Origin of the sequence: Streptomyces sp. NPDC005878 (assembly GCF_040629815.1) — a bacterium.
Classification (GTDB): domain Bacteria; phylum Actinomycetota; class Actinomycetes; order Streptomycetales; family Streptomycetaceae; genus Streptomyces.
This window is the reverse complement of the sequence record NZ_JBEXWK010000001.1, coordinates 593569-618686: the sequence shown is the minus strand read 5'-3', so window position 1 is coordinate 618686 and position 25118 is coordinate 593569. Positions and strand designations below refer to the sequence as shown.

Annotated in this window: 26 protein-coding genes and 2 pseudogenes; 18 read left to right on the top strand and 10 right to left on the bottom strand. The window is 65.9% G+C overall.

The features are described 5' to 3' along the window. Positions 1–288: 288 nt before the first annotated feature. A complete protein-coding gene (locus ABZ404_RS02965; RefSeq protein ID WP_358990055.1) occupies positions 289–939 on the bottom strand; it encodes a TetR family transcriptional regulator in 651 nt (216 codons plus the stop codon). A gap of 207 nt (positions 940–1146) precedes the next feature. Here ABZ404_RS02965 and ABZ404_RS02960 point away from each other — a divergent pair, with 207 nt between their 5' ends. Next, entirely contained in the window at positions 1147–2376 is a 1230-nt protein-coding gene (locus tag ABZ404_RS02960) for an acyl-CoA dehydrogenase family protein (RefSeq protein WP_358836418.1), read from the top strand. Positions 2377–2457: 81 nt separating this feature from the next. Here the strand turns inward: ABZ404_RS02960 and ABZ404_RS02955 are convergent, their stop codons facing one another. The 3 genes from ABZ404_RS02955 to ABZ404_RS02945 are packed head-to-tail and all read right to left on the bottom strand — an operon-like array spanning position 2458 to position 6396. After that, complete coding sequence (locus tag ABZ404_RS02955) at positions 2458–2946, bottom strand: glutathione peroxidase (RefSeq protein ID WP_358836417.1); 489 nt, start codon at positions 2944–2946, stop codon at positions 2458–2460. Positions 2947–2973: 27 nt separating this feature from the next. Then, entirely contained in the window at positions 2974–3852 is an 879-nt protein-coding gene (locus ABZ404_RS02950; RefSeq protein ID WP_358836416.1) for an acyl-CoA thioesterase II, read from the bottom strand. A 30-nt stretch (positions 3853–3882) separates the two neighbouring features. Continuing rightward, positions 3883–6396: a DUF3516 domain-containing protein gene (locus ABZ404_RS02945; protein WP_358836415.1), complete on the bottom strand. Its 2514-nt coding sequence runs from the start codon at positions 6394–6396 to the stop codon at positions 3883–3885. A 123-nt stretch (positions 6397–6519) separates the two neighbouring features. Between ABZ404_RS02945 and ABZ404_RS02940 the strand changes: the two genes are divergently transcribed. Continuing rightward, positions 6520–7311 (top strand): metal-dependent hydrolase, encoded by a 792-nt coding sequence (locus ABZ404_RS02940; RefSeq protein WP_358836414.1) that lies wholly within the window; start codon positions 6520–6522, stop codon positions 7309–7311. A gap of 51 nt (positions 7312–7362) precedes the next feature. Here ABZ404_RS02940 and ABZ404_RS02935 read toward each other — a convergent pair whose 3' ends face one another. Together ABZ404_RS02935 and ABZ404_RS02930 are read right to left on the bottom strand one after the other, a co-directional pair. Beyond that, positions 7363–9144, bottom strand: coding sequence for an ABC transporter ATP-binding protein (locus ABZ404_RS02935; RefSeq protein ID WP_358836413.1), 1782 nt, complete (start codon positions 9142–9144; stop codon positions 7363–7365). Beyond that, positions 9141–10673: pseudogene (locus ABZ404_RS02930) on the bottom strand (ABC transporter ATP-binding protein); the annotation flags it as partial. The pseudogene ABZ404_RS02930 and the gene ABZ404_RS02935, both read right to left, overlap by 4 nt. 107 nt (positions 10674–10780) lie before the next feature. Here ABZ404_RS02930 and ABZ404_RS02925 point away from each other — a divergent pair. From ABZ404_RS02925 to ABZ404_RS02850, 16 genes and pseudogenes are all read left to right on the top strand, one after another. Continuing rightward, the gene (locus ABZ404_RS02925; protein WP_358830426.1) at positions 10781–12430 is read left to right on the top strand and encodes a recombinase family protein; all 1650 of its coding nucleotides are present in this window, start codon (positions 10781–10783) and stop codon (positions 12428–12430) included. A gap of 1534 nt (positions 12431–13964) precedes the next feature. After that, positions 13965–14243 carry a hypothetical protein gene (locus tag ABZ404_RS02920; RefSeq protein WP_358831784.1) on the top strand — a complete coding sequence of 93 codons (279 nt, stop codon included), beginning with the start codon at positions 13965–13967 and terminating at the stop codon, positions 14241–14243. 194 nt (positions 14244–14437) lie between these two features. Next, on the top strand, positions 14438–15217 hold the full coding sequence (locus ABZ404_RS02915) for a hypothetical protein (protein WP_358830210.1): 780 nt from the start codon (positions 14438–14440) through the stop codon (positions 15215–15217). Position 15218: 1 nt separating this feature from the next. Next, a complete protein-coding gene (locus ABZ404_RS02910) occupies positions 15219–15572 on the top strand; it encodes a hypothetical protein (RefSeq protein ID WP_358830211.1) in 354 nt (117 codons plus the stop codon). A 336-nt stretch (positions 15573–15908) separates the two neighbouring features. Next, on the top strand, positions 15909–16325 hold the full coding sequence (locus ABZ404_RS02905; protein ID WP_358830212.1) for a hypothetical protein: 417 nt from the start codon (positions 15909–15911) through the stop codon (positions 16323–16325). A 5-nt stretch (positions 16326–16330) separates the two neighbouring features. After that, the gene (locus ABZ404_RS02900; protein ID WP_358830213.1) at positions 16331–16648 is read left to right on the top strand and encodes a hypothetical protein; all 318 of its coding nucleotides are present in this window, start codon (positions 16331–16333) and stop codon (positions 16646–16648) included. Between the two features lie 237 nt (positions 16649–16885). Continuing rightward, positions 16886–17419 (top strand): antirestriction protein ArdA, encoded by a 534-nt coding sequence (locus ABZ404_RS02895; protein WP_358990053.1) that lies wholly within the window; start codon positions 16886–16888, stop codon positions 17417–17419. 334 nt (positions 17420–17753) lie between these two features. Then, positions 17754–17897 carry a hypothetical protein gene (locus ABZ404_RS02890; RefSeq protein WP_358831783.1) on the top strand — a complete coding sequence of 48 codons (144 nt, stop codon included), beginning with the start codon at positions 17754–17756 and terminating at the stop codon, positions 17895–17897. Further along, on the top strand, positions 17894–18337 hold the full coding sequence (locus tag ABZ404_RS02885; RefSeq protein ID WP_358830216.1) for a hypothetical protein: 444 nt from the start codon (positions 17894–17896) through the stop codon (positions 18335–18337). Before ABZ404_RS02890 ends, ABZ404_RS02885 begins: the two co-directional genes overlap by 4 nt. Next, on the top strand, positions 18334–18537 hold the full coding sequence (locus ABZ404_RS02880; protein ID WP_358830217.1) for a hypothetical protein: 204 nt from the start codon (positions 18334–18336) through the stop codon (positions 18535–18537). Before ABZ404_RS02885 ends, ABZ404_RS02880 begins: the two co-directional genes overlap by 4 nt. Positions 18538–18724: 187 nt before the next feature. Next, a complete protein-coding gene (locus tag ABZ404_RS02875) occupies positions 18725–18994 on the top strand; it encodes a hypothetical protein (protein WP_358830218.1) in 270 nt (89 codons plus the stop codon). A gap of 92 nt (positions 18995–19086) precedes the next feature. After that, positions 19087–19419 (top strand): annotated as a pseudogene (locus ABZ404_RS02870) (Lsr2 family protein); the annotation flags it as partial. Between the two features lie 460 nt (positions 19420–19879). Continuing rightward, on the top strand, positions 19880–20083 hold the full coding sequence (locus ABZ404_RS02865; protein ID WP_358831782.1) for a hypothetical protein: 204 nt from the start codon (positions 19880–19882) through the stop codon (positions 20081–20083). Positions 20084–20104: 21 nt separating this feature from the next. Next, complete coding sequence (locus tag ABZ404_RS02860) at positions 20105–21547, top strand: hypothetical protein (RefSeq protein ID WP_358831781.1); 1443 nt, start codon at positions 20105–20107, stop codon at positions 21545–21547. A gap of 142 nt (positions 21548–21689) precedes the next feature. After that, complete coding sequence (locus ABZ404_RS02855; protein ID WP_358829464.1) at positions 21690–21998, top strand: hypothetical protein; 309 nt, start codon at positions 21690–21692, stop codon at positions 21996–21998. Between the two features lie 100 nt (positions 21999–22098). Beyond that, positions 22099–22503 carry a hypothetical protein gene (locus tag ABZ404_RS02850; RefSeq protein WP_358829465.1) on the top strand — a complete coding sequence of 135 codons (405 nt, stop codon included), beginning with the start codon at positions 22099–22101 and terminating at the stop codon, positions 22501–22503. A gap of 110 nt (positions 22504–22613) precedes the next feature. On the opposite strand, the gene ABZ404_RS02845 is transcribed toward ABZ404_RS02850, so the two are convergent. The 4 genes from ABZ404_RS02845 to ABZ404_RS02830 all read right to left on the bottom strand — a co-directional run bounded on the left by ABZ404_RS02845 (position 22614) and on the right by ABZ404_RS02830 (position 25014). Further along, the gene (locus ABZ404_RS02845) at positions 22614–22886 is read right to left on the bottom strand and encodes a hypothetical protein (RefSeq protein WP_358829466.1); all 273 of its coding nucleotides are present in this window, start codon (positions 22884–22886) and stop codon (positions 22614–22616) included. Then, positions 22876–24207 (bottom strand): LysM peptidoglycan-binding domain-containing protein, encoded by a 1332-nt coding sequence (locus ABZ404_RS02840; protein WP_358829467.1) that lies wholly within the window; start codon positions 24205–24207, stop codon positions 22876–22878. Before ABZ404_RS02840 ends, ABZ404_RS02845 begins: the two co-directional genes overlap by 11 nt. A gap of 84 nt (positions 24208–24291) precedes the next feature. Beyond that, positions 24292–24570, bottom strand: coding sequence for a hypothetical protein (locus ABZ404_RS02835; protein ID WP_358829468.1), 279 nt, complete (start codon positions 24568–24570; stop codon positions 24292–24294). Positions 24571–24579: 9 nt separating this feature from the next. Next, positions 24580–25014, bottom strand: a complete 435-nt coding sequence (locus ABZ404_RS02830; RefSeq protein ID WP_358829469.1) for a hypothetical protein — start codon at positions 25012–25014, stop codon at positions 24580–24582. Between the last annotated feature and the right edge of the window lie 104 nt (positions 25015–25118).

Here is a 25118-nt window from a genome sequence, read left to right as displayed (position 1 = left end):
GGGCTGGTCGCGCAGTTCCCCGCGCCCCTTCAGGGCCCGGTGTTCGTCTGCGGGCCGGTGGGTGGCTGGTCGCGCCGTTCCTCGCGCCCCTTGTCGGGGCGCGGTTGGGTGCTCGCGGCGGTCCCCGGGCCCCTTGGTGTCTTGGGACGCCGCGCCTTCAGCGCCTCCGGCGTTTGCGGAGAGGGGCCGGGGCGGAGCCCCGGGTCTTCAGGGGCGCGGGGAACTGCGCGACCAGCCCTCACCGGCCCGCGGATGAGCGCCAACCGGGGTGCGGGGCCGGAGGCCCCGCTAGAAGCCCGGGCCTCCGGCACGGTCCGATGCCGCGGCCAGGCGGCCCCACAGCAGATCCGCCAGCCCCCGCACCAACTCCGCCCGCGAGCACGGCCGTTCCCCCAGCCACCAGTCGCCCGCCGCGTGCATCATGCCGACGATCCCGTGCCCCCACACCCGCGCCAGCGCCTCGCTCCCCGGCCCGAGGTCGATCCGCTCGGCTATCACCACGCCCAGTTCCTCGCCCATCCGCCGCAGCAGCGGCGCGGAGTGGCGGCCCACGTCGAACCCGGCGTGCTCACCGCCGCCGCTGTCCTCCGCGGGGTGCATCAGGAAGCGGTACACCTGCGGCCGCGCCTCGATCGCCACCAGATACGTCTCCAGCGTCGCCTCGACCCGCTCGCGGCGGCCCGCGGGCGCGTCCAGCGCCGCCCGCAGCGCCGCGAGCAGCGCGTCCGTGTGGCGCTGGGCGAGGGCGCGGTAGAGGCCGCCCTTGTCCCCGAAGTGCCGGTAGAGGATCGGCTTGGTGATCCCGGCCTCCGCGGCGATCGCGTTCATCGACGCCTTGGGGCCGTCCCGGAGCACCACCCGGTCCGCCGCCTCCAGCAGTTCCCGCCGACGGCTCTCGGCCGACGTCCGCTGCTGCTCGGCCTGGTGTGTGGTCTCCATGGCTTCGTCTCCCCGCCCGTACTCGTCCTGCGTCTTTCCTGGTTCCGCCGGCGTGTTCCGCCATCCGGAATGTCTGCGCAACGTAACACTCCGGCCAGGTCCCGCGCTGAGCGGTGGTTCGCCGGTTGACATGCGCTACCGACGAGTAACATACTGCCGTTACCGCAAGTAACGCTTGTCTGTGGCACGGGAAGTGGTGGAGGGGACATGGCTGAGTTCACGATGGAACTCAACGACGACCAGAAGCAGGTCAGGGACTGGTTGCACGGGTTCGCGAAGGACGTCGTCCGCCCCGCCGCCGCGGAGTGGGACGAGCGCGAGGAGACCCCCTGGCCGGTGATCCAGGAAGCCGCCAAGGTCGGAATCTACTCCCTGGACTTCTATGCCCAACAGTTCTTCGACCCGACCGGTCTCGGCATCCCGGTCGCCATGGAGGAGCTGTTCTGGGGTGACGCGGGCATCGCCCTGTCGATCGTCGGGACGGGCCTGGCCGCCGTCGGTGTCCTCGCCAACGGCACCGAGGAGCAGATCGGCACCTGGATCCCGCAGATGTACGGCGACGTGGACGACGTGAAGGTCGCCGCCTTCTGCTCCTCCGAGCCGGACGCGGGCTCCGACGTCGCCTCGATGCGGACGAAGGCCGTCTACGACGAGGCCAAGGACGAGTGGGTCCTCAACGGCACCAAGACCTGGGCCACCAACGGCGGCATCGCCAACGTGCACGTGGTCGTGGCCGTCGTCGACCCCGAGCTCGGGTCCAAGGGGCACGCCTCCTTCATCGTGCCGCCGAACACCCCCGGCCTGTCCCAGGGCCAGAAGTTCAAGAAGCACGGCATCCGCGCCTCGCACACCGCCGAGGTCGTCCTGGAGAACGTGCGCGTCCCCGGGCACTGCCTGCTCGGCGGCAAGGAGAAGCTGGACGAGCGCCTGGCCCGGGCCCGCGAGAAGGCGAAGGCGGGCGGGGGCGAGCGCGTGAAGAACGCCGCGATGGCCACCTTCGAGGCCTCCCGCCCGGCCGTCGGCGCCATGGCGGTCGGCACCGCCCGCGCCGCGTACGACTACGCGCTGGAATACGCCAAGGACCGCGAGCAGTTCGGCCGCCCGATCATCGACAACCAGGGCGTCGCGTTCCAGCTCGCCGACATGCGGACGCAGATCGACGCGGCCCGCCTCCTGGTGTGGCGCGCCTCCTGGATGGCGACGGCGGGCCGGCCCTTCACCTCCGCCGAGGGCTCGATGTCCAAGCTGTTCGCCAGCGAGACCGCCAAGAAGGTCACCGCGCAGGCGATCCAGATCCTCGGCGGCAACGGCTACACCCGGGAGTACCCGGTGGAGCGTATGCACCGGGACGCCGCCATCTACACGATCTTCGAAGGCACCAGCGAGATCCAGCGCCTGGTCATCGCCCGCACCCTGTCGGGCATGCCGATCCGCTAACGTGCTTGCGCTGCGAAGCCGGCTCCGTTCCCGTGTGGCGGGAACGGAGCCGCGTCGTCTCTCCGGTAGCCGTACGGTCGCTCAGACCGCCAGCTGCGCCTCGATCGCCGCCACGACCTCCGGGGCCTCCGGCTCGGTGGCGGGACGGATCCGGGCGACCACCTCGCCGGCCGGGGAGATCAGGAACTTCTCGAAGTTCCACCGGACATCCCCGGCCTCGCCCTCCGCGTCCGCGACCTCGGTGAGGCGCTGGTACAGCGGGTGGCGGCCGTCGCCGTTGACGTCGGTCTTCTCAAGCAGCGGGAACGTCACCCCGTACGTCGCCGAGCAGAACGTCCGGATCTCCTGCGCGCTGCCGGGCTCCTGGGCGCCGAACTGGTTGCAGGGCACGCCCAGCACGGTGAAGCCACGCTCGCCGTACCGCGCCTGGAGGCGCTCCAGACCGGCGTACTGCGGGGTCAGACCGCACCGGGACGCCACGTTCACGACCAGCACCGCCTTGCCCTTGTAGTCGGCCAGCGAAGTGGGCTCACCGGTCAGGGTGCGCAGCGGGATGTCGTACAGGCTCATCAGCCAACTCCTCGTAACAGGGATGGGTCAGTCGCGGGCCGGCAGCGGGCGGAACAGGCCCTCCTGGACCACCGACACCAGCAGCCGGCCCTCGCGGTCGTAGATGCGGCCGCGGGCCAGTCCCCGGCCGCCGGTCGCGATGGGGGACTCCTGGTCGTACAGGAACCACTCGTCGGCCCGGAACGGGCGGTGGAACCACATGGCGTGGTCCAGCGAGGCCATGTCGAAGCCCCGCGGGCCCCACAGCGGCTCCACCGGGATGCGGACCGCGTCGAGCAGCGTCATGTCGGACGCGTAGGTGAGCGCGCAGGTGTGCACCAGCGGGTCGTCGCCCAGCGGGCCGACCGCGCGCATCCACACCGCGCTGCGCGGATCCGCGTCCTTGATCTCCTGGGCCGTCCAGCGCAGCCGGTCCACGTACCGGATGTCGAAGGGCTGGCGGCGCGCCATGCGCTCCAGGGCCTCCGGCAGCGCGCCCAGGTGTTCGCGGATCTCGTCGGCGACGGTCGGCAGCGACTCCGGCTCGGGGAAGTCCAGGCGCGGCGGCAGCTGGTGCTCGATGCTGCCCCGCTCCGGCTGGTGGAAGGAGGCCGTCAGATTGAAGATCGTGCGACCCTGCTGGACCGCGGTGACCCGGCGGGTGGTGAACGACCGGCCGTCCCGCACCCGCTCGACCTGATAGACGATCGGCACCCCGGGGCGGCCGGGGCGCAGGAAGTAGGCGTGCAGCGAGTGCACCGGGCGCTCGCCGTCCGTGGTGCGCCCGGCCGCCACCAGCGCCTGGCCGGCCACCTGCCCGCCGAAGACCCGTTGCAGGGACTCCTCGGGGCTGCGGCCGCGGAAGATGTCGACCTCGATCTGCTCCAGGTCGAGCAGGTCGACGAGTCTCTCGGCGGGGTTGGTCATGTCGTCGCGGTCCTTTCGGGAGCCAGGGGGTCAGAGCTCGCCGACGTCGGTGACGCGCACCACCGCGCGGCCCTCTTCGTCGGACGCCGCCAGATCGACCTCCGCGCTGATGCCCCAGCCATGGTCGCCGTTGGGGTCGGCGAAGGTCTGCCGGACGCGCCACAGGCCGTGCGCCGGGTCCTCCTCGATGAGCAGCAGCTTGGGGCCGCGTGCGTCGGGGCCGGTGCCCAGGTCCTCGTACTCGTCCCAGTACTTGTCCATCGCCTCGCCCCAGGCGTCCGCGTCCCAGCCGGACTCCGCGTCCATCTCGCCGAGCGCGTCCACGTTGTCGAGCGCGGCCAGCTCCACCCGGCGGAACATCGCGTTGCGCACCAGGACGCGGAAGGCGCGGGCGTTGGCGGTGACCGGCTTGACCTCGTCGGCCTTCTCCTGGGCCTGCTCCGCCGTCTCGATCTCCGGGTTGGCCAGCTGCTCCCACTCGTCGAGCAGGCTGGAGTCGACCTGGCGGACCATCTCGCCGAGCCAGGCGATCAGGTCTTCCAGGTCCTCGGTCTTCAGGTCGTCCGGGATGGTGTGGTCGAGCGCCTTGTACGCGCTCGCCAGATAGCGCAGGACGATCCCCTCGGTGCGCGCCAGCTCGTACCAGGAGGTGAACTCGGTGAAGGTCAGCGCCCGTTCGTACATGTCACGGATGACGGACTTCGGCGAGACGGGGTGGTCGCCCACCCACGGGTGCGACTTCTTGTAGACGTTGTACGCGTGCCACAGCAGCTCTTCCAGCGGCTTCGGGTACGAGATGTCCTGGAGCCGCTCCATGCGCTCCTCGTACTCGATCCCGTCCGCCTTCATCTGCCCGACGGCCTCGCCGCGCGCCTTGTTCTGCATGGCGGCGAGGATCTGGCGCGGGTCGTCCAGCGTCGACTCGACGACCGAGACCATGTCCAGCGCGTACGAGGGCGACTCCGGGTCCAGCAGGTCGAAGGCCGCGAGGGCGAACGTGGACAGCGGCTGGTTGAGCGCGAAGTCCTGCTGGAGGTCGACGGTGAGCCGGATGGTGCGGCCCTCGGCGTCCGGGATGTCCAGCTGCTCCACCACACCGCCGTCGAGCAGCGAGCGGTAGATCGCGATGGCACGGCGGATGTGCCGCAGCTGGGCCTTGCGCGGCTCGTGGTTGTCCTCCAGCAGGTGGCGCATCGCCTCGAAGGCGTTGCCCGGCCGGGCGATCACCGAGAGCAGCATGATGTTGGTGACCCGGAAGCGCGAGGTCAGCGGCTCGGGCTCGGCGGCGATCAGCTTCTCGAAGGTGGCGTCCGACCAGGCCACGAAGCCCTCGGGAGCCTTCTTGCGGACCACCTTGCGGCGCTTCTTCGGGTCGTCGCCCGCCTTGGCGAGGGCCTTCTCGTTCTCGATGACGTGCTCGGGTGCCTGGGCGACCACGAACCCGGCGGTGTCGAACCCGGCCCGCCCGGCCCGGCCCGCGATCTGGTGGAACTCACGGGCGCGCAGGGTGCGCACCCGGTTGCCGTCGTACTTGGTGAGTGCGGTGAACAGCACCGTGCGGATGGGCACGTTGACGCCGACGCCGAGGGTGTCCGTCCCGCAGATCACCTTCAGCAGACCGGCCTGCGCCAGCTTCTCGACCAGCCGGCGGTACTTGGGCAGCATGCCCGCGTGGTGCACCCCGATGCCGTGGCGCACATAGCGGGAGAGGTTCTGGCCGAACTTGGTGGTGAAGCGGAAGTTGCCGATCAGCTCCGCGATCGCGTCCTTCTCCTCGCGCGAGCACATGTTGATGCTCATCAGCGACTGCGCCCGCTCCACCGCCTGGGCCTGGGTGAAGTGCACGATGTAGACCGGCGACTGCTTCGTCTCCAGGAGCTCGGTCAGCGTCTCGGTGATCGGCGTGGTCACGTACTCGTACGAGAGCGGCACCGGGCGGGTCGCCGAGCGGACCACCGCGGTGGGGCGGCCGGTGCGCCGGGTGAGGTCCTTCTCGAACATCGAGACGTCGCCGAGCGTCGCCGACATCAGGACGAACTGGGCCTGGGGCAGTTCCAGGATCGGGATCTGCCAGGCCCAGCCGCGGTCCGCCTCGGCGTAGAAGTGGAACTCGTCCATCACGACCTGGCCGATGTCGGCGTGCCTGCCGTCACGCAGCGCGATGGAGGCCAGGACCTCGGCGGTGCAGCAGATGACCGGGGCGTCGGCGTTCACGGACGCGTCGCCGGTCAGCATGCCGACGTTCTCGGTGCCGAAGAGCTTGCACAGGTCGAAGAACTTCTCCGAGACCAGCGCCTTGATCGGCGCGGTGTAGAACGTCACCTCGTCCCGGGCCAGCGCCGCGAAGTGCGCACCCGCCGCCACCAGGCTCTTTCCGGAGCCGGTCGGGGTGGAAAGGATCACGTTCGCGCCCGAGACCACCTCGATCAGCGCCTCCTCCTGGGCCGGGTACAGGGAGATGCCCCGCTCCTCGGCCCAGGTGGAGAAGGCCTCGAAGAGGGCGTCGGGGTCGGCACTCGGCGGCAGCTGATCGATAAGGGTCACGCCCCCATCTTGCCTGGCTTCCCCCCAAGAGAGGGAACCGGAGGCGAGGCGAGAAGATCATGAACGATAGGCTGACGGGTCAACTGGGCCACGGGACAACAGGAAATGGGGCGGGGCACGGTCATGATGGGACCTGCGCACTCACTGTCAGGAGCGGCAGCCTGGCTGGGGGTGGGGGCCGCCGCGGCGGCCACGGGACACACCATGCCCTGGCCGGTCCTCGTCGCCGGCGCGCTGATCAGCGCCGGGGCGGCGCTCGCGCCCGACCTCGACCACAAGTCCGCGACCATCTCGCGCGCCTTCGGACCGGTCTCCCGGGCCCTGTGCGGCATCGTCGACGACCTCTCGCACGCCGTCTACCAGGCGACCCGGGGCCCCGGCGACCCGCGTCGCAACGGCGGCCACCGCACGCTCACCCACACCTGGCTGTGGGCCGTCCTGATCGGGGCGGGCGCGTCGGCCGCGGCCGTCTTCGGCGGGCGCTGGGCGGTGCTCGGCATCCTCTTCGTCCATGTGGTGCTCGCCGTCGAGGGCCTGCTGTGGCGGGCCGCCCGGATGTCCAGCGACGTCCTGGTGTGGCTGCTGGGCGCGGCCGGCGCCTGGATCATGGCCGGGGTCCTGGACAAGCCCGGCAACGGCTCCGGCTGGCTCTTCACCGGCTCCGGCCAGGAGTACCTGTGGCTCGGCCTGCCGATCGTGCTCGGCGCCCTCGTCCACGACATCGGGGACGCGCTGACCGTCTCCGGCTGCCCGGTCCTGTGGCCGATCCCGGTGGGCCGCAAGCGCTGGTACCCCGTCGGCCCGCCCAAGATGCTGCGGTTCCGGGCCGGGAGCTGGGTCGAGCTGAAAGTGCTGATGCCCGCGTTCATGGTGCTCGGCGGGATAGGGGCGGCGGGGGCGCTCAACGTCATCTGAGCCCGCCACCACCGCCCCGCACGCCCCGGCCCGCCTCCCCGGGCCGGAGCCTCACCCGTGCCAGGAGCGCCACAGCGCCGCGTACGCCCCGTCCGCCTCCACCAGGGCGTCATGGCTGCCCAGCTCGCTGATGCGGCCGTTCTCGACCACCGCGATGACGTCCGCGTCGTGCGCGGTGTGCAGCCGGTGGGCGATCGCCACGACGGTGCGGCCGTCGAGCACCCGGGCGAGCGACCGCTCCAGGTGGCGTGCCGCGCGCGGGTCCAGGAGCGAGGTCGCCTCGTCCAGGACCAGGGTGTGCGGATCCGCCAGGACGAGCCGGGCCAGCGCGATCTGCTGGGCCTGCGCGGGGGTGAGGGCGTGTCCGCCCGAGCCGACCTCCGTCGCCAGGCCGTCCTCCAGCCCCCGCGCCCAGCCGTCCGCGTCGACCGCGCCCAGGGCCGCCCACAGCTCGGCGTCCTCGGCCCCGGCCCTGGCCAGCAGCAGGTTGTCCCGCAGCGAGCCCACGAACACATGGTGCTCCTGGTTGACCAGGGCCACGTGCTCGCGCACCCGCTCGGCCAACATCCGCGACAGCTCGGCCTCGCCGAGCGTGATCCGGCCCTCGCGCGGCGCGTAGATGCCCGCGAGCAGCCGTCCGAGCGTGGACTTGCCCGCGCCGGAAGGGCCCACGAGCGCCACCCGGGTGCCCGGGGCGACCGACAGGGACACCCGGTGCAGGACGTCCACGCCCTCGCGGTAGCCGAAGCGCACCTCCTCCGCCTCGACGTCGCGGCCCCGCGGGCGCAGCGCGGTGTCGCCCGCGTCCGGCTCGATGTCCCGGACGCCGACGAGCCGGGCCAGGGAGACCTGGGCCACCTGGAGCTCGTCGTACCAGCGCAGGATGAGGCCGACGGGCTCGACCAGCATCTGGGCGAGGAGCGCGCCCGTGGTCAGCTGTCCCACCGTGAGCCGGCCGTGGAGCACGAACGAGCCGCCGATCATCAGCACCGCCAGCATGATCGTCATGTGGGTGGCGCTGACGACCGGGAAGAGCACCGACCGCAGCCACAGCGTGTACCGCTCCCAGGCCGTCCACTCGCTGATCCGCCGCTCGGACAGCGCGATCCGGCGCTCGCCCAGGCGGTGCGCCTCCACCGTCCGGCCCGCGTCCACGGTCTCGGCGAGCACGGCGGCGACCGCCGCGTACCCGGCGGCCTCCGAGCGGTACGCCGAGGGCGCCCGCCTGAAGTACCAGCGGCACCCGACCACCAGCAGCGGGGCCGCGAGCAGCACCGCCAGCGCCAGCGGCGGCGCGGTGACGCCGAGCGCGCCGAGGAGCAGCAGCGCCCACACCACGCCGATGGCCAGCTGCGGCACGGCCTCGCGCATCGCGTTGGCCAGCCGGTCGATGTCCGTGGTGATCCGCGAGAGCAGGTCGCCGGTGCCCGCGCGCTCCAGGACGCCCGGCGGCAGCCCCACCGACCGCACCAGGAAGTCCTCGCGCAGATCGGCCAGCATCTCCTCGCCGAGCATCCCGCCGCGCAGCCGCACCAGCCGGACGAACACCGTCTGCACCACGAGCGCGACGGCGAACAGCGCCGCCGTGCGTCCCAGATGGAGGTCCGGGACGTCGTCGGACAGGTCCTCGACGACCCCGCCGAGCAGATACGGGCCGACCATCGAGGCGATCACCGCGACCGCGTTGACGCCCACCAGCAGGGCGAACGCCGCGCGGTGGCGCCGCAGCAGATGGCGCACGTACGCCCGGACGGTCGCCGGGGTGCCGACGGGCAGGGTGGTGGCCGACTCCGGGGCCGCCGGGTCGTACTCGGGTGCCCTCACGCCGATCATGCCGTCTCCTCCCAGGTGTCCTGTCCGTGCGTCTCCTCGTCCGTCTCCCGGGTGACCACCGCGCGGTAGCGGGCGTCGGTGCGCAGCAGTTCGCGGTGGAGGCCGACCGAGGCGACCTCGCCGTCGTGCACCAGTACCACCCGGTCCGCGAGGTCGAGCAGCAGCGGTGACGACGAGAACACGACCGTGGTGCGGCCCGCCCGCAGCCGTCTGACGCCGCCCGCGACCCGTGACTCGGTGTGCGAGTCGACCGCCGAGGTCGGCTCGTCCAGGACGAGCACCTCCGGGTCGGTCACCAAGGACCGCGCCAGCGCCAGGCGTTGGCGCTGGCCGCCGGAGAGCGACCGGCCGCGCTCGGTGATCCGGGTGCGCGTCGGGTCGCCGTCGCTGTCCGCCGACGCCTGCGCCAGCGCGTCGAGGACGTCCGCGCACTGGGCGGCGGCCAGCGCCTCGTCCGGCGCGACCTTCCCGGACGCGGGCACGTCCAGGAGCTCGTGGAGCGTGCCGGAGAGCAGCACCGGGTCCTTGTCCTGGACCAGGACGGCGGCGCGTGCCGTGTCCAGCGGGAGCCCGTCCAGCGCGACCCCGCCGAGCAGCGCGGACGGCAGTCCGTCCGCCTCGGCGGCGTGCCCGCCCAGGCGCTCGGCCAGCCGTCCGGCCGCGTCCGGATCGCCGCACACCACGGCCGTGAACCGGCCCTCGGGCGCGAGCAGTCCGCTCGCCGGGTCGTACAGGTCGCCGGCGGGGGCCTCGGCCCCGCGCGACGGCCCGTCCGTCCGGGACGGCACCCCCGTGTCCGTCCCGGACGGGTCGGTGGCCCGGCTCAGGGCGAGCACGCGGGCCGCGCGCACGGCCGAGGGCCGGGAGAAGGAGTACGCCATGGCGATCTCCTCGAAGTGGCGCAGCGGATACAGCATCAGCGTCACCGCGCTGTACACGGTGACCAGTTCACCGACCTCGATCCGGCCGTCGCGGGCCAGCGCCGCCCCGTACCAGACCACCGCGATCAGCAGCAGGCCCGGCAGCAGCACCTGGACCGCCGAGATCAGCGACCACATCCGCGCGCTGCGCACGGCGGCTGCGCGCACCTCCTGGGAGGCCTCGCGGTAGCGGGTGAGGAAGAGCTCCTCGCCGCCGATGCCGCGCAGCACCCGCAGCCCGGCCACGGTGTCCGAGGCCAGCTCGGTCGCCCGGCCCGCCTTCTCGCGCTGGACGTCGGCCCGCCGGGTGGCGGGCGGCAGCAACGGCAGGACGGCCAGGGCCAGTACGGGAACGCCGACGGCGACGAGCACGCCGAGCACCGGCTGGTAGAGCACCAGACCGACGCAGATGATCACCAGGGCGGCCGCCGCGGCGGCGAACCGCGACAGGGCCTCCACGAACCAGCCGATCTTCTCGACGTCGCCGGTGGAGACCGCGACGACCTCGCCCGCCGCGACCCTGCGGGTGAGCAGCGAGCCGAGCTCCGCGGTCTTGCGCGCGAGCAGTTGCTGCACGCGCGCGGCGGCCGTGATCCAGTTGGTGACCGCGAAGTGGGCGAGTTTGCAACATAGCTCTGAGTCATCCTCCCAGGTCAGGGAGGTGACACCGGGGAGTCAAGTTGACAGACCGCAGTCTCACACCCCAACCTGCACCCATGCGCAAAAGTCTCACACTCCAACCTCGCCCCAAGCCTGACAGCGACACGCTCCGGCTCCTGGGGGAAATCCGGCTGTCCCGTGAGACTGAGACGAGCACGAGCCCCGAGCGGCAGAACGAGTCCATCGACGGCATCCGGCGGATGGTCCTGGGCGAGCTGATCCACGTCTGCGACGACCTCGATGTGTCCGGCAGGGTCTACCCCGCGCACCGGCCCAAGCTCGGGCTCTGGTTCAGGGCCCTGGACCCGTCCTGCGCCACCTCGGAGTGCTCTCATACCCCCGCCGAGCCCTGCATGGGGCAATGGGATGCCCTGGTGGCCTGGAAGATGGACCGGATCACCCGTCGGGCCCTGCACTTCCACACCCTCATGGAGTGGATGAAGAAGTACGGCAAGGCCATCATCACCTCCGACGGCGTGAACACCACGACCAAGGCCGGCAGGCAGATGGCGGAAATGATGGCCATGGTCGCCTCCTGGGAGTGGGAAGCCATTCAGGAGCGGAACGAGGGTGCCGCGGAGAAGATGCGGCAGCTCGGGCGCTGGAAGGGCGGCGTCGTCCCGTACGGCTACAGGGCCGTGCCGAGCCCAATCCACGACGAAGGCTGGTACCTGGTCTTCGAAGACGACACGATCCGGCACGTACAGACGATGATCAACCTCTCCGAGGACCACTCGATGAAGGACATCACCGCCTACCTGAACGAGAAGCAGATTGTCAGCCCAAGTGAGTGGCGTCGGCGCAACAAGCTGATCGCACGAGGCGAGATCACACCGGCCGAGGCGGCAGAGCGACCCTACGGACGATGGAATCAGTCCTCGGTGCACTCCATCCTCACGAATCGAGTCCTCACCGGCGAATCGTGGAAGGACGGGAAGCCTATCCGAGGCAAGGACGGCCTACCGGTGCAGCGAGCACAGGCCCTCATGACGAAAACCGCCTTCGAGGCCATGCAGCAGCGTTTCAAGAAGCGAAACCGCGCCCCGGAAGCCGTTACCAAGAACGCTACAGACCTTCGCGAGGTCGGGTACTGCATGAACTGTCTCGCAGTCCTTTACGAATCCAAGTCATCAAGGACCCGCAATGGCAAGACACAGCATTACAACTACCTTCGGTGCTCCACGAACAACACTCCGGGTGCGAAGTGCCACGAGGACGCCGGCAGCATGAACGGCCACGAGGTGAAGAACCTCATCGAGAAGTACTTCCTCAACGAAGTGGGCTCGGAGGAAGCACAGATTCGAGTGTTTGTCCCTGGAAACGACGTAGCGGCCGAAAGGGAACGCTACGAAACCGCCCTCAAGGAACTCTCTGAAGAGTGGGACATGGAGCTGTATGACTACGAAGGGGGCAGGCAAGACTACCTGAGCCGCAAAAAGAATCTCATGGACCGGTTGAAAAAAATCGAGACCGAGGAATCGGTGAAGCCCCACTATGAATGGAAATCGATGGGCAAGACTTACGCCGAAGCCTGGGCCGGTATGGACTGGAAAGAGCGTGGGAACCTTCTGAGGAAGTGTGGCGTGAAAGCTCTCTGCTGGCCGACACCGAAGAAAAGCGATCCTCCGCGAGTGCTGCTCCACTTCCCGGACGACATGAAGGAACGGCTCCGGGAACACGTGGCGGTTAGTTCATTCACGGGCTAACCATCGAGGGAACCCCCGTCTCGGGCGGGGGGTTCCCCTGTTTTGTAGCATGGTCTGTACTACAGTTAGTTCATTCATTCATCGCTGTTGATACAACCCCCGCCCTCCGGAGGGCGGGGGCTGGGAGGCCGGCTCGCCGCCCTGCCCCTCGGGCAGCTCGCTGGCCACTGGCGGGGGCGCATAACCCCCGCTTACAACTAAAGCGTCGGTGAGAACGAGCCTGAACCCTCTCGGTGATCCGCCGAAGAGAGACGCAGATCACGCCAGGGTGGAGTTGGAGCGCGACATGAGGCGGCCGTGATCGCGCAATTGACCCAATGGAGGCCCTGAACGGCGTTCTGAGCGCCTTAGAGAGCCCTCGGGGGACCCTGGAAGGGTTGGGGGCCGGTAGGCCGGCACGAGGCCGGTCAGTTAGTTCATACCCGTACATGATCGAAGGAAGGCACCCCTGGTGGGTCCTTTGAATGAATGCAGAGGCATTACCCCCGTCTATGTACCACGCATTGTAGTAGGGATAGTTCATTCATCATGCGCGCACGCATTGACCTAGGTATCCGTGGTGGCATTGCGACTAGCGCTGAATACCTTCCGTGGATGCATGAACTAACTGTATTCGGTGCGTATTGAAGTGCGCTCGGAGTGTGACGGTATGAGCATTCGCGGAAACGTATCCATATGCGTTCGATGCTGCATTCGAATCGCGTAGCGGATGCCTTGCCTGCGAGTGATTGCTAGCGCACGAACGGTAGCGCTAGTGGTTCAGGAAACGTCACGAATAGACAACGAAACGTGACATCCGAATGTGTGCATGATCACCAAGAATGCATGTCGTTACTCGTTGACGAAATGCATCCGGTATGCATCGAAGCCCCGTGTGGGGTCATAGATTGTGGCCCTAATCACGTGATTCGGTATTGACCGCGATCGGATCATGTGCTTTCGCGCGCGTCTCCTTTGAACTCATGGGTTCGAATGCGCAATACAAATAGTGATACAAAGCGCCTTGATGTGTACACGCTATAGACACTCAGGTTGGAGTGTGAGAGTGTTCTTTCTGTCAGCGAGACACCGACCGGAAAGGCAACCGAGACCCACCCGCCAAGCGGGGATGCGGATACGGGGCCTGGATCTGAATCCGGTATCAGGAACCGCGACAGGAGCGCTCTAGGGCGGCTCCCAAACCAAACAGGCACTAGTGAATGACTCACCGGTAAGACCCTCTCAGGAGGGTTCGGGGGACTACAGCGCTAGGAATAAACCATGAGCCACACAGGGCGAAGCGAATAACCCTGGAGTGAGCGCGTACCGGAGCGGGGTGAATCCTGCGATGAGCGGCGCGCTACGTGAGCGGATAGCGGGAAGCATGGACCGGCCCGTATGGATAGGTCAGACACTCAAGCTAGCGGGGAAGCTACCCCCGTAACCATCTGAGATTGACTCTCACGCACCCAATCAACACGACGTGTCCAGCGTGCAGCCACAAAGCCATGAGCAACGGGGCACAGTACGTCTCTAAGCGTCTGAGAATGAGTGCGTGGGGGTGAGTGTCAGTGATGGACTGATACCGCAAGAGAAAGGCTGGCAAGTGGCGCGCAGGATATCTAAGTTGCGGCTCGCGCTCGGGTTGTTTGCTGTAGCCCTGGCGTTCACGAGTGGATACCTCTACTCGGAAGCGAATCAAGGCAAAGTGGATGCCGTAACCACCTATAACGATGGTTTCACGGATGCACTCTGTCAGGAAACTCACGAGGGTGAGTCAAAGGGCTACGAGGACGGTGCAGGCAATGTGTGTGAAGAGGGCGGGAAGCGGTGACCCTGGGAACCTGTCTTCACTGCAAGGCGACACGGTTCCTGTGGTGGAACGAAGAGCGAGGGTACGTATGTGCTCTCTGCGAGGTACTGCTCATTCTTGAAACGCTCTAGAGCGATTCAGCGACGTTCACAAGTTGGAGTGTGAGCGTTGCTGTGTCTCGCTAGGCGTAGGCGAGTAAGGAGAGGGGATACGAAATGAATGTGATCCTTGACGTCAAATTCAATGAGTTCGCGCGGGAGTATGCCGACAGTTCGCGGTACGCCCCGGACCTGTATGACATGGCGCAACTTGCCATTGACTTTGGGTGGCGAGGCTTCGGAATGGTGGATGACGGTACGGGTGAGCCCCTAACCGTGTGGGATGTCCACAACTACTACGACTGCGACTGTTCCGAGAATCGGATCAGGGTCAACTGTGAAAGTGCGCTCGCCGCGTTCAAGGCCGCTGGTGTGGATACTTACAGCCACAAGGGGTGGATTGTGTGGGACGCGGCCAGCCGTGCTGGGCACGAGATAGCGCGGAAGATCAGTGCAGCGTTGGCCGACTATCCCATCTTGGATGATGAGCGACTGTCCGAACTCGAATGGGACAACGCTTGCGCAATGATCGCGGACCTCTACAGCCTGCCTGAAGGTATCGAACCGGATGACGTGATCCGACAGATGCCGGAGGTTCCGTCCTGTTCCAACTGTTCAAGGTGTGACGTGGATGAGGCGTTGGCCTCCCTTGGATACGGCCAATGCATGGACTGTTCAGCGTGGGTTAAGACCTGCGTAGATCCGTCTGAGCATGTCTGTTACGACTGTGCGGAGCGTGAACAAGAGGGCGATTGCCAGTGTGTCCCAGCCTATGTGGACGCCCTTCGACACATGGGCCTGTACCCGACCGTATCTGATCTCCGAGAGATTCAGCGCGGTTGTGAGGATTGCTATCCGGTCCGCTGGCCGCACGGCGGCGCAAAGTTGGGGATCTGACATGGACCACATGGCGCACCATGCAATCCGCGACATCATCGTGAACCACAACACCTATAACTCTGGGTATGGGTATTCCGATGCAGAAGTGGGCCAGATGATCGAAGCCGTTAGGGCCGTAGACAATCCTGGCTCCACCTATGTGATCACGGTGAACACGCGGGACTCTGAAGGGGTCTTCAATGTGCAGGAATACGGCATGACCTACTGGACCTTTGAGGCGGCCAAGAGGGCCGCGCAGTGGCGTGTGAACCGTTCCCCGTGGTCGTTGTGCGGGCATGTCCGGATCGTCGCTCCTAGCGGCGCATCGTTCAAGGTCGGAACGGTTTGGCCGATTGAAGAAGAGAAAGGCTGAACGCCTTTAGTCAGGCTCACAAGTTGGAGTGTGAGGCTGGCTATGGGCTCTCAGACAGGCGAGAGAGCGAATCAGGAAAGGTAAGGCAGTGGCAACGACACACCTTGACCAGATGGACCGTAACGACTTGACCGTAGGGAAGCGCGTCCGAGTGCAACTTTCCCATGACCCCTACATGGGATGGAGTGCCGGGATCTACCGAGGAGCCATCGAGTACGTGAAGGGTGACCACGTGGGTATTTGGGTGCCCCTCAAGGGTCACGGCGAGGCCAACGGATTCCTTACCGGCGCCGCGCGTCTCGATGCCCAAGGCGTATGGATTGAGGGCCGCTGATCATGCAGACGAACGCGATTAACGAATCGGTTGCCTCCAAGGTTCTCCGCGACGCTATCGACCAGATCAAGTGGCACGAGTGTCAGTGGCGCCTCAAGGGCACGGGCCCGGACCACCGAGAGCTACTGCGGTCGCTACTGGGGGAGTTCCAGGCCCAGACTCAGGCCGGCCGGGGGTGTGATCGGCCTTACACGGTCGTCATGGACTGGGAATCGGACTGGTGGGAGAAGGGTGCGGACGACGTACGCGACTACGGCCAAGACGAACCCGTGACGTTTCACGTGTGGGCGCCGAATGCGTGCGATGCGAGCGACGTAGCACGCGACAAAGCGGAAGCCGTTTTTAAGGAAGCGGCCGAATACCTCGGGCATGTCGCGGTTCTTCACGGACATGCCCCCCTCGTGCGAGATGGAGAGTGAACCCAGTGACGATGTCTCAAGAGATCATCCGCGTGATCGGTTCCGACGTGGTGAAGATGGGTGAGCGTGCGGCAGAGCTGGCCGGTGATATTCACGAACCTGTCTACGTCTGGACCCGCGAGGACATATCCAATGCGGTCAACAACGGCGTGGACCTGGTGCTCGATGAACTCGGGAGCGAGCGGGATACAGACCTGATGAACATGGTCGTTAACTCGGTCATGACCCTTCTGGAAAATCCGCACTACACCTTGGACGAGGTCATAACCGAGTGCTACGACGAGGAGCCCGAAGAGGTTCGATCGTGGTGGTCAGGGTGGTAAGCCGCGCAACTATCCGCATTGGCATGTGGGTTGAGTACAGGACTCGCCACGTACGGCGCTGGTCGCGCGGAAGGGTCATCGGGGTTGTGTATGGCGAGCCCAAGATGAAGCGCGACAACATCACGCACCTAGTCATTCAGGACTGGTACTCGGCTGACAGAGGGCAGCCGCCGCACGAGATCACGGGCCCCGACATCATCCCTCTTGACGACGCTCGAAAGCCTCGGAGTTGAACCCATGCACCAGATCTATGCCGCATGCCTCGCGTCCTACAACAACGGCATCCTTCACGGCGAATGGATAGATGCCACACAGGACCCGGATTCGATCCGCCATGAGATCCAGCTCATGTTGGAATCCTCCCCGATGCCCGATGCCGAGGAGTTCGCGATTCATGATTACGAGGACTTCGGCGGTATCCGGCTCGGGGAGTACGAGTCGATCGATGATCTCCACTTGATTGCGCTCGCGCTCGATGACTTCCCCGCCGTGGTGGTGGACCACTTCCACGGACAGGTTCCGACGGAAGACCTCTACGAGACGTGCCAAGACTGCTACATCGGCTCTGTCGCAGAGGAGTTGGGCCCGGAGGAGAACGCGTACGCCGCGTACATCATCGAGCAGGAAGACCACTACTGGGAAAACCTACCGAAGGAATACCACGGCCACATGCGAGCTATCGCGATTAGTGAGGCTCAAGACCGTTTGCTCTGCGGTGAGGTTGCCCTCTACGAGGGCGCCGGTACCTGGCACTTCGTAAGCACCTGCTGACCTTAACGCCTGTCTCTCAGGCCCTCACGTTGGAGTGTGAGGGTCTGGGGGAGAGTCGCTAAGACTCGACACCAACGCATAGAAGGGCCCGTCATGGGAGCCATGAAGGCGTACGAGACGGATCGTGCGCACATCCGAAAGGCCGCGATAGGAGCGGCCTCCCTGTCCGCGACAAAAGAACGAAAGGAAGCAATGGACAGTGTCTGGGAAGGGTGCGCGGATGCCGCGCAGAGCTACCACAACCCCCCGGCTGTGGCCGCGATGCTCGTCAAGGAAGCGGTCATGGCTTACATGGACAGCCGAACCACTCTCGCCAGCATCGGAGCGTACGAGCGTGCGTAGTCGACTTCCCCGCCTGCCTCTGAGCGCAGAGGACATTGCAGAAATCCAGCGAGAGCTGAACGCGGGCAACGAGCTGGTGTACGTGCTCGACAACGGCCAGGAGATCACCCTTACCCCTGTGGAGGCTGACGCGTGATGCTGGTCGAACCCATGATGTGCGACACCTGCTGCACACCACTGACGCACCGGATCGATGCCTTCGGCGGCCGGTACGTCCACCCGGCCTGGGTCGGGAAGGAGTGGGATCACCCCGCCGAACCGGTACCCCAGGACCCAAGCCGGCTGCGGGGGGTCTGTGACTTCTGCTCAGCCGATCAGCCTGTGACCGCCTTCCTGACCCGCAAAGCGATCGTGGAGAAGGTAGGAGGGCAGACGCACGTTTACGCGGAGCCCTGGAACGCATGTGAGCGCTGCGCGGTCCATGTACGAAACCGCTCGCCCCACCTGTTGATGGATCGGGCGGTCGCTGTCCTTCCGGGAACGCTGAACCGCCCGGACCGGCAAGCGCGAAGGGCTGCACTCAAGCCCCTCCACATGGCCTTCTTCCAGGCCGAGCCTGAAGAGGTAGGGCTGTGACCTACACGAGAGGCGCCTACGTCTTCATCAAGCGGGGGGACGGGTCGGTGTTGACGGCCGGGCGCGTCCAACGGCGCCGCCCCGACGGCCGATACAAGGTGCGCAAGGCCGGATCGAACCAGGTGGTCACCGTGGCTCCAGGACGCCTTGAAGAGCATCCGCAGAACGAGTGGGGACAGATCAAGGGGGGCCAGCAGTGAGCGAAGGAATCACCCATTGGGAAGTCGAGTTCACGGATGCCGAAGGGTTCTCGTGGATACGTCCGTGTGTCCTCACTGACGGAGACAACCCGCTCGAAGCGTTCCCTCTCATGCTGACCATCCGGCACTACGGCACGGCTGGTCGAGCAGCGGACATCGAGATAACCCACATACGAAAGGTCACCAAGTGACAGATCTGGACCTCACCCGATACCCGTGCCCTGTTGAAGACTGCGACAGCTTCCTTGAGATGACCGTTCCGATGTGGCTCGACATCTGGACGGACGACGACGGAGCCGCCCACTTCACGATTGCCGGGAACGGTACGCCAACGCACTTCACGTGCGGAGCCGAAGGGGCGCACGGTTTCACAGACTTCCCAGAGATCCTGATCAATCAAGTGTTGGAGCGGCTGAATACGGCGGAGACCGCGATGTACGAGGAGCAGTACGGCTAACGGTCGAACAGCTTTGGTGAAGGGCCCGGCTTCGGCCGGGCCCTTCGTCATGGCTGATCGAACAGCGATCAGGCACCACCAAGGAGAGAGTCATGGCTCAGAAGCTCGTCACCACGTACATTGACGACCTCGACGGCACCAAGGTCACGGAACCCGGCATCATCCGGACGGTTGAGTTCGGCATAGATGGGGCTCTGTTCGAGATTGACCTGACCGACGTCAACGCGGACCAGCTCCGCGCGGTCCTGGCCCCGTACATCGCTGTCGGCAGGAGGGCCCAGGGCGAGGCCGGCCGACCCGTCCGGCAACTCGCAGGCAAGGCCAAGAACACTCTCGACACCAAGGCCGTACGAGCTTGGGCCAGGGAGAACGGTTACGAGGTCAACGACCGTGGCCGCATCCCGGAGGCCGTCCAGGAGGCATACCGTCACGCGGGCAGCACTGGTTCCGCGGTCGCCCCTGCTGTCACCCCTGCCTCAACTTCGCCAAGTTCCGTCATCGTCAGCGAAGAGGAAGCCACCAAGCACTACCAGGCGCTTCCTGTGCCTTCGGGGCGAGAGAAGAACTGGCACAAGCGCGAGGGGTACGGCTGCGAGCGCACCGCGCGCATCGAGGACATGACCCTTCTGGAGCGGGTCAACGCACTCCAGGACAGCAACCTCAAGATCCTCGGGCAGCTCGTTGGTGACCTCCCGCGAGGCAAGGGCGGGAAGGTGACGGGCTTCGCCGTGTCCGCCAAGCGGCTCCTGAACTTCGAGTTCATCGATGAGAGCGGCGACATCACCCCGTTCGGTCGATACGCCTATCAGGTCCACGCCCAGAAGTGACCCGAAGGGCTTTAGTCGGGGGCCGGTAAATCTGGCCCCCTGGCTATGGCCTCTCGGGATGGAGGAGAAGGAAATGGCGCGACGAGTGATCGAAGAGATCATTTGCGACGGATGTCGCACAAAGGGCAAGGATCGAGCGGGAGTTACCACGCTATCGGTAGGGTCAGACAGCTATGACCTGTGCCAGGAACATGCAGACCGCTTCGCCGCCTATTTCGCAAACCTGTTCGGCGAGACCACCACTGACGCCGTTGCGGCCTAGCAGCAAGGAGACACAGCAACTATGAGCAGTGAGCAGCAGTTCAAGAAGATGCAGTACGGCCCCCTGGGTAAGGCCGTAGCAGTCGCCATGCCTCACACGGAGGCTGACCCGGTCGGCGTGTACGCGGCCACCCTGTCCCTGTGGTCCGCGGCGCTGGCCGGCAAGGTGTTTCAGCCCAGCGGCCGGCCGACTGTGTTCTGGACGGCACTCGTCGGAAGGTCGAGGGTGGGACGGAAGGGCTTCGCCCTGGCGACCGCTCGGGCCATCGTGGACCCGTCCATCGGCGGCTTCCTGGCCACACGGATGCGGAAGGGAATCGCCAGCGGCCCGTCGCTGGTGACCACTCTGTTCGAGGTCGAGCAGGAGTCGTTGACCTCAGAGGACGGACGAGACGGCCGCGTGATGATCGCGGAAGGAGAGTGGGCGTCGGTCCTCAAGCGGGCCAACCGAGACGCCACGTACCACGATCAGCTCATCAACGCCTGGGACGGCGAGTCCGTGGTGAACACGACCAAGGGGAAGGGTGGCAAGCGAGAGGAGCAGCGAATCGATGTGCCGCTCCTCGGCTACCACGTCCACATCCAGCCGGGACGGTGGGCGCCCCTCGTTAAGCCCGAGTTCGCCCTTGGTGGCGCGTTCAACCGCATCCCTCACTTTCTGGTCAACCAGTCCAAGTCCCTGCCGTCGAACATTAAGAAGCCTCTCGACGCGGTGAAGGAGACGCCGGCACTTACTCGCGCCTACCGATGGGCTCGTGAGAAAGCCCGAGAAATGGAGCTGTCCCCGGAAGCGGCGACCCTGCATGATTCATACCGCCGCGAATTTGATGACCGAATGGCATCACTTCCGGAGAACGTCTCATGCTTCATCGAGCGAGGAGACGAGAACCTTCTTCGCGTCGCCTGCCTCCTGGTGGCCGCGGAACGGAAGACCGTGATCTCGGCCAAAGCGTGGAAGGCGGCCCATGCGATGATTGAGTACTCGATGGACTGCACCGAAAAGCTCATCAACGAGGCCCAGCAAGGAACCGGCCGACAGATGAAGTCGGTCGAGCAGATCGTCAGGGAAGCCCTTCACCGTTACGGCGGGGAAGCCACCCGGACCCTGATCCTTCGCGCGCTCGGCACTCGGGGCAACGCAGACGCGCTGAGTGCGGCCGTGGAGAGGATGCCCGACGTGGTGATGGAGACCCGGCAGGGTTCGGCCAAGGGCGGTCCGAAGCCCGTGTACCTCCGCTTCACAGACGCCAAGCGGGAGGGCGAAGACGAGGACCAGGCGCAGCCCGAGGAGCGGCCGAAGCTCGCCGTCGTCCCCTCTCAGGCGGAGCGGTCAGGACCGCGGAAGCGCGCGGCCGGCACGAGCACCAAGAAGACGGTTGCGAAGAAGGCCCCCGCCAAGAAGTCCGCCCAGATGGGGGTTGGTAAGGAAAAGAAGTCGAGCAACCCACTGGCTGAGCTGCTGTGAAGCCTAGCCAGATGCCTAGGAGGCGTCCCGCTAGGATTATCCAAGGGAGGTACGCGGCACTGGTCCAGCGTTGGGCAGTTGGCGACTGGAACGACCTGAACTGCTTGGCACAAGCGGAAGACAAACAGGAGAGGGACGGCCCGTGAGCTATGCCGATGGTCCATTGCCGCAGTGGACCCTGGTGGGCGATTACGGCAGCGGTACCTACGAGGCTGAGGACCCGCACGGTGTCAGTTGGCGCTTGTGGTTGGTCGAACAGCCAGCCAGTGATGATCCGCTGCCGCCTGGCTATCGACTGGCGCCTCGCGACGCGCCTGGGGTTTCTCCCGCGTTCATCACCCGGAAGCACGGGCTGTACTTCGCGATGGACAAGGCCGGAATGCAGATTGCAGGTGATGCCGTCCGAGCTGATTGGGAAGGTGCCCGACGCCAGCTCGGGCTCGATGACTGAAGCGCTCAGGGTGATCCGCCGCTGAGGCCAGGGGCAAGAGCCGATGCCTAGGGTGACCTACTGTTCGCTGATGTGTGCCATATGTCGATAGTTTGACCATATGCACATAAGGAAGACCGTCCTCGCCGTCACCCTCACCCTCGGGCTGACGGCTGGGCTCTCCGCTTGCGGGAGCAGCGGCAGTGATGACAAGGCCAGCGCGCCGGCCGACTCTCCGAAGGCGTACGTCGTCCAGGCCGTGAAGGACAACGGGGGCTGGATCAGCGAGAACAAGGTGAGGGACCTGTCCGTCAAGGACCTCTGCTCGAAGCCCGAGGATGAAGGCGTAGCAGTTGGGGGTGTCAGTGGCGGGCTGATCACCATCGCCAACCTCGCAGCCGATAGCGGGGTTCCAGAGGCCAGAGCGGACAAGGCCGCGGAGGACGCCTACCGGGCCATCTATAAGAAGCACTGTCCGGGAAAGTTGCCGATCCTGGACAAGGCTGTGAAGCACGTCAAGGAGTAGCGGATACACGAAAGGCCGGGGCCCCATGAGGGGCCCCGGCTCTTTTTTTGTACCCATTTTGTACCAACCATTGTAATGCGGTTAGTTCAATCATTCATGGGTGTTCTCATCTACTCCTCCAAGGTCCCACCCTTGGAAGCGTGTTCCATCTCCAGGAGGGCCAGGCGGAGGTGTGCTGCTGCTGCGGCTTCGTCCGGGGAGGGCTCGGAGAGAGCGGTGCCGGTCTTCTGGTCCTCGACCCGCTGTGCGACCTCAGCACCACCCAGCAGAGCGAGCGAGAACGGGATCAGCGCCTCCCAGGGGATGTCCGGGAACTGCGCAACCAGCCAGGGAGTCAGCGCGGCCAGGGCGCCGAGAAGGCGCACGATGTGCTTACGGAACATGAGCGACCTCCGGGGCCGGGATGATGAGCTGGGGGACAACGGGGACCTGTGTCGGCTTCGAGACCTCGGGCTGGACCGGTACGGCCGGCTTCACGGGCTTGGGCTTCTCGCTCGCGTCCGGGTTCGGCTTGTCGATCGGCTTTCGGCCGGGCTTCGGGGTCAGCTTGTCGAGCTTCCCGGAGACCTCATCGAGCTTGCTCTTGACCTCGCGTAGCTCCTTCTCGATCCGGGCCAGACGGTCATCCTGTGAGGGCTTCTGAACCGCAGGCGCAACAGGCTTCGAGACGGGAGTGGAGGGGCGGGACTGCTCACGAGGCTTCGGCTCCTTCGCGACTGACGGCGTGACGGCGGCGTGCTTCCCGCCTCGCACCTTCACCTTCTGGCCGGGGTAGATCAGGTGGGGATTGGCGGCCAGGCCGGGGTTCCAGCTCACGATCTGGTTCAGACTCAACCCGAAGCGGGTGGCGATCGAGGAGAGCGAGTCCCCCTTGCTGACCGTGTATGTGCCCCCGCTGGACGGCGGCGTTGACGGCTCTGGCTTCGTCGGCTTCTCGGTCGGAGGCTTCGGCTTCTCAACCGGCTTGTCCGGGTGGGAGGGCTTAGCCGGGACGTTGATCTCCTGGTCAGGGTGGATCGTGTTCGGGTCCTTGATGCCGGGGTTAGCGGCCAGGAGCGCGGCCAGGGAGACACCGAGCAGGGCGGCGATTCCGCCGAGTGTCTGCCCCTTCTTGACCTTGTACCGGCTCGTGCTCGTCCCCGAGGAGCCTCCCGTGCCGCTGGTTGAACCCGCGGCCTTCGCCGCGTAGGTGTATCCCGCCTGACCCTTCTTGGAGGGGTCCGCGGTGATGATCCCCTCGGCAAATTCGGGCAGGCCGTAGCCGTGTACATAGGCGTCGCGGCGGCGACGCTGCCGTGCCATCACCTTGTTGCCATTGGCACTGTTTTCGAGGCTCGTGTTGCCCTCGTAGGTGTAGATCCACGTCTCGTCGTACGCGTAGCAGATGCCGGTGTGCGTGCTGCCGCTCTCTCCGTAGATCACCTGGGCCCCGACGGCGGGGTACTCGCTCCACCTCGACCGCTGCTTGAACCACTGCATCGCGGTCCACACGGAGGCGGTTCGGGGGTAGAGGCTGGCGACGCCGGCCTTCATGGCCACCCAGGAGACCCAAGTGGCGCACCAGGGCTGGAAGTTACTCCACTCCAGACCGGGGACCTCCGGGCTGTACTTCTGGTGGCCGCTTGGACGCTCGCCGGGCGCACGCTCCGCCTGGTAGCCGACCTCACCCTTCGCAACGGCCAGAACCTTGGAAACTTGACTCATGCTGCCCCCCTTCGGGCATGGAAAAGGGGCCGTCCAATGGGACGGCCCCTGCGTGAACTAACCGCTCGCGGTTGGTTTGTTCATTCAGTTGGGACGGAAGATGATCAGTCGCTCGGGGTCGATGGTGGAAACCAGTTGCACCAAGCGCTTGTTCTCCTCCTCGATGCGGCCAAGGCGGTCCTTGATCTCGGTCAAGTCCTCCTGGAGGCGGTCAGCGCGAGCCTTCTGGGCTTCGGCCTCTGCCTTCCACACCTCGGCTGTCTTGGCCTCCTTCGCGGCCCGCACAACAACAAAGCCACCAACGATGGTGGCTGCAATGCCGACGAGTCCGAAGATGTCGAGTATCAGAGTTGTGTTATTCATAGGCGGTCCTTACAACTGCCCGGCGTCCGGATAGAGGAGTACCGCGGACAGGTATGAGAGCGACGTGGCCGGGTTGCCGGTGTCGGCCTTACGCCACGCTCCTCCTACGCCCTGAACGGAAGCCCAAATGCCGTAACCCTTCTTGAGGAACATCAGGCCCGAGGTCGAAGCGCTGTGGTAGCCCTTGTTGATTTTCGACCCCACCATGCCCTTGATGTAATTCACGTCGCCGGTCTGACCGTCGATACCGTTGTACGTCCATCCTGAGATCAGACTCAGGCCGGCCGAGCTATAGCCGGTCATGGTGGAAGGGGTGTGCATGGTGGCAGTGCAGGCAACCCAATAGATGCCGTCGATCGGAGCTACGAATTGCTTCATGTCCTTGGTGGTGAAGCCACCAGCCGTGTCCATGGCGTCCCACTTGAGGATCGTCGTACTGGTCACGTCGGTGATGGAAGATATTCCCGTAGCCCTCATGTAGGGCGGGTCCACCAGAGTCTTGTAGTTGTCGGAAGCTGTATTCAGTTCGGCAGCGGAAACCTTCTGGC

Excerpts from the sequence above, each read along its gene's own strand:
- ABZ404_RS02965 (WP_358990055.1), bottom strand. The coding sequence starts at position 939 with ATGGAGACCACACACCAGGCCGAGCAGCAGCGGACGTCGGCCGAGAGC.
- ABZ404_RS02960 (WP_358836418.1), top strand. The coding sequence starts at position 1,147 with ATGGCTGAGTTCACGATGGAACTCAACGACGACCAGAAGCAGGTCAGG.
- ABZ404_RS02955 (WP_358836417.1), bottom strand. The coding sequence starts at position 2,946 with ATGAGCCTGTACGACATCCCGCTGCGCACCCTGACCGGTGAGCCCACT.
- ABZ404_RS02950 (WP_358836416.1), bottom strand. The coding sequence starts at position 3,852 with ATGACCAACCCCGCCGAGAGACTCGTCGACCTGCTCGACCTGGAGCAG.
- ABZ404_RS02940 (WP_358836414.1), top strand. The coding sequence starts at position 6,520 with ATGATGGGACCTGCGCACTCACTGTCAGGAGCGGCAGCCTGGCTGGGG.
- ABZ404_RS02935 (WP_358836413.1), bottom strand. The coding sequence starts at position 9,144 with ATGATCGGCGTGAGGGCACCCGAGTACGACCCGGCGGCCCCGGAGTCG.
- ABZ404_RS02925 (WP_358830426.1), top strand. The coding sequence starts at position 10,781 with ATGCGCAAAAGTCTCACACTCCAACCTCGCCCCAAGCCTGACAGCGAC.
- ABZ404_RS02915 (WP_358830210.1), top strand. The coding sequence starts at position 14,438 with ATGAATGTGATCCTTGACGTCAAATTCAATGAGTTCGCGCGGGAGTAT.
- ABZ404_RS02910 (WP_358830211.1), top strand. The coding sequence starts at position 15,219 with ATGGACCACATGGCGCACCATGCAATCCGCGACATCATCGTGAACCAC.
- ABZ404_RS02905 (WP_358830212.1), top strand. The coding sequence starts at position 15,909 with ATGCAGACGAACGCGATTAACGAATCGGTTGCCTCCAAGGTTCTCCGC.
- ABZ404_RS02895 (WP_358990053.1), top strand. The coding sequence starts at position 16,886 with ATGCACCAGATCTATGCCGCATGCCTCGCGTCCTACAACAACGGCATC.
- ABZ404_RS02865 (WP_358831782.1), top strand. The coding sequence starts at position 19,880 with ATGGAGGAGAAGGAAATGGCGCGACGAGTGATCGAAGAGATCATTTGC.
- ABZ404_RS02860 (WP_358831781.1), top strand. The coding sequence starts at position 20,105 with ATGAGCAGTGAGCAGCAGTTCAAGAAGATGCAGTACGGCCCCCTGGGT.
- ABZ404_RS02850 (WP_358829465.1), top strand. The coding sequence starts at position 22,099 with ATGCACATAAGGAAGACCGTCCTCGCCGTCACCCTCACCCTCGGGCTG.
- ABZ404_RS02845 (WP_358829466.1), bottom strand. The coding sequence starts at position 22,886 with ATGTTCCGTAAGCACATCGTGCGCCTTCTCGGCGCCCTGGCCGCGCTG.
- ABZ404_RS02840 (WP_358829467.1), bottom strand. The coding sequence starts at position 24,207 with ATGAGTCAAGTTTCCAAGGTTCTGGCCGTTGCGAAGGGTGAGGTCGGC.
- ABZ404_RS02835 (WP_358829468.1), bottom strand. The coding sequence starts at position 24,570 with ATGAATAACACAACTCTGATACTCGACATCTTCGGACTCGTCGGCATT.